The sequence below is a fragment of the Kitasatospora sp. NPDC007106 genome (genome assembly GCF_040634455.1).
In the GTDB taxonomy this organism is placed as follows: Bacteria; Actinomycetota; Actinomycetes; order Streptomycetales; family Streptomycetaceae; genus Kitasatospora; species Kitasatospora arboriphila.
The window spans coordinates 1-2,472 of record NZ_JBEYFP010000838.1 but is presented as its reverse complement, the minus strand read 5'-3'; the positions used below and the strand labels follow the sequence as shown (position 1 = coordinate 2,472).

General features: G+C 75.9%; 4 protein-coding genes. 1 reads left to right on the top strand and 3 read right to left on the bottom strand.

The features are described from left to right. Positions 1-51 precede the first annotated feature (51 nt). Positions 52-444, bottom strand: a complete 393-nt coding sequence (locus ABZ641_RS33060; protein WP_359987861.1) for a RidA family protein — start codon at positions 442-444, stop codon at positions 52-54. Between the two features lie 73 nt (positions 445-517). Here ABZ641_RS33060 and ABZ641_RS33055 point away from each other — a divergent pair, with 73 nt between their 5' ends. After that, on the top strand, positions 518-1,489 hold the full coding sequence (locus ABZ641_RS33055) for a LysR family transcriptional regulator (protein ID WP_359987857.1): 972 nt from the start codon (positions 518-520) through the stop codon (positions 1,487-1,489). Between the two features lie 47 nt (positions 1,490-1,536). Here ABZ641_RS33055 and ABZ641_RS33050 read toward each other — a convergent pair whose 3' ends face one another. After that, positions 1,537-1,956, bottom strand: coding sequence for a VOC family protein (locus tag ABZ641_RS33050; RefSeq protein ID WP_359987855.1), 420 nt, complete (start codon positions 1,954-1,956; stop codon positions 1,537-1,539). 138 nt (positions 1,957-2,094) lie between these two features. After that, positions 2,095-2,472 (bottom strand): ROK family protein (locus ABZ641_RS33045; protein WP_359987852.1); only part of this gene is annotated, 378 nt, incomplete at its 5' end.

Here is a 2,472-nt window from a genome sequence, read left to right as displayed (position 1 = left end):
GCTCTCCCGATCTCTGCGCCGGGCAGACTGCCCCCGACGGCCCGTCACCGGTCAGCCGGTGACGGGCCGTCGTGCGTCCACCTCGATCTCGATCCTCATCCGCGGGTCGGCGAGGCCGCAGACCATCATGGTGGCGGCCGGGCGGACCTCGCCGAACGCGCGGCGCAGCACGGGCCAGCAGGGCTCGAAGTCCTGGCGGTCGGGCAGCAGGTAGCGCACCCGGACGACGTCGGCGAGGGTGCAGCCGGCCTCGGCGAGTGCGGCGGTGATGTTGCGCAGGCACTGTTCGGCCTGTGCCACCACGTCCTCGGCGATGGTCATGGCGGCGTAGTCGAAGCCGGTCGTGCCGGAGACGTGTACCCGGTCCCCGTCCACCACCGCCCGGGCGTACCCGATCCGTTCCTCGAAGAGCGATCCGCTGAGGATCGTCCGGCGTTCTCCCATGGCAGGGACGGTAGGCGCGGCCACCGCGATACGTCCAATACCTTGCGAGTGTGGCTGTGATATCCCGGGAGATATGGAGGACCGTCCCGAGCTCGCCCTGCACCAGCTGCACGCCTTCGCCGTGCTGGCCGAGGAACTGCACTTCGGCCGTGCCGCCGAGCGGTTGGGCGTGGCGCAGCCGCCGCTGAGTCAGCAGATCCGGCGGTTGGAGGAGCGGGTCGGCCATCCGCTGTTCGAGCGCCGGCCGGGGCGGGTGTCGCTGACCGCGGCGGGCGAGGAGCTGCTGCCGGCGGCGCGCCGGGCCCTCGACGAGGTCGCGTCCGGGCTGGCGGCGGCCCGGCGGGTCGCCACGGGCGGGGCGGGCCGGCTGCGGATCGGGTTCGCGGCCTCGCTGGCACCGACCGTGCTGCCGGACCTGCTGCGCACCTTCCGCGAGCACCGGCCCGGTGTGGAGCTGGAGATCCGCGAGATGACGACGGCTCCGCAGGTCGCGGCACTGCACGAGCACACCCTCGACGTGGGGCTGATGCGCGAGCCCCCGCAGGACCCGGACCTGGTGGTGGAGCCGCTCTGGTCGGAGGGGTTCGTCGCCGTCCTCCCGGCCGGGCACCGGCTGGCGGGCCGGCGGGCCGTCCCGGTGGCCGGGCTGGCGGAGGAGCCGTTCGTCCTGCTGCCGCGCGAGTGCGGGCCGACGGTGCACGACCGGATCGTCGGGGTGTGCCGGGCGGCCGGGTTCGAGCCGCGGGTCGCCCAGCGGGCTGTGGAGTGGCAGACGGTCGCCGCGCTGGTGGGCGCGGGGCTGGGGGTGTCCCTCGCCCCGGCGGGCGTGCGCCGGGTACGGATGCGGGGTGTGGCCTTCCGGCCGATCACCCCCGACGGCGCCCGGACCGTCGTCGGACTCGTCCACCGGCGAGGCGACCGCAACCCGCTCGTCGCCCGCTTCGTCGCCGAGGCCCGGGCGCTCGGCGACGCCGCGGCACCCCGGCCGGACGGTGGGCCCCGACCGGACCGTGGGCCCCGACCGGACGGCGCGGCTCAGCCGTAGCGGCGCGGCTCAGCCGTAGCGGCGCGGCTCAGCCGTAGCGGCGCGGCTCAGCCGTAGTGGCGCGCCTCCAGGACGTTGCCGTCCGGGTCGGCGAAGTAGTAGGTGCGCGGCGCGGTGCCGCGGGCCCCGAACGAGTTCTCCGCGTACGGGGTCACCGGGTGCCCGCCGGCCTCCAGCCGGGTCCGCAGCGCCTCGAACTCCTGCTCCGAGGTGGCCAGGCAGACGTGGTTGAGCCGGTTGCCGGCGCTGCCCTCGGCACCCGGCGCGGCATTCAGCTGCGGAGCGACCGTCAGCGGCACCAGGTCGATGAGCGTCCGCTCCGTCACCCGCATGCTGACGAACGGCGCGAGGCCCTTTTCGAACTCGGCCAGCCGGACGGGCTCCAGCCCCACCACGTCGCGGTAGAACGCGGCCGAGCGGACCGGATCGGCCACCCACAGCACCACGTGGTCCAGTTCGTACGACATCGGCCCGCCACCCCTTCGTTCCACCCGTGCACGACCCTCCCATCGTGCCATCGCCCGCCGCGGCACGACCGCCGTTCCGCACGGCAGGGTGGCGCACCGCACCGAGTGGTACGGCCACCGCCCCCGGCCGGCGGGCCGTCAGCCGCGGGCGGCGTACACCGCCTGCGGGTCCTGGAGGTACGGCTGCCAGGCGAGCTCGGCGGCTCCGGCGAGGCCGGCGTGGTCGACCTCCGCCGGCACGATCGGGACGCGTCCGCTGCGGCCCCACAGGCAGCGGTCGGCGACGACCGCGGCGAGCCGTTCGGGGGCGGCGGCGAGCAGGTCGAGGTGGAGGCCGCTGAGCACGATCCGGTCCGGGTTGAGGATGTTGACCAGGCCGGCGAGGCCGAGGCCCAGGCGGTCGACGACGTGGGCGACGGCGTCGGCGGCGGCGGGGTCGTCGGCGGCCGAGCGGGCGAGCCGGCGGGCCTGGTCGAGGATCGGGCCGCCGGGGTCGGGGGTGCGGCCGGCGGCGAC

Coding starts and splice junctions, on each gene's coding strand:
- ABZ641_RS33060 (WP_359987861.1), bottom strand. CDS start 444: ATGGGAGAACGCCGGACGATCCTCAGCGGATCGCTCTTCGAGGAACGG.
- ABZ641_RS33055 (WP_359987857.1), top strand. CDS start 518: ATGGAGGACCGTCCCGAGCTCGCCCTGCACCAGCTGCACGCCTTCGCC.
- ABZ641_RS33050 (WP_359987855.1), bottom strand. CDS start 1,956: ATGTCGTACGAACTGGACCACGTGGTGCTGTGGGTGGCCGATCCGGTC.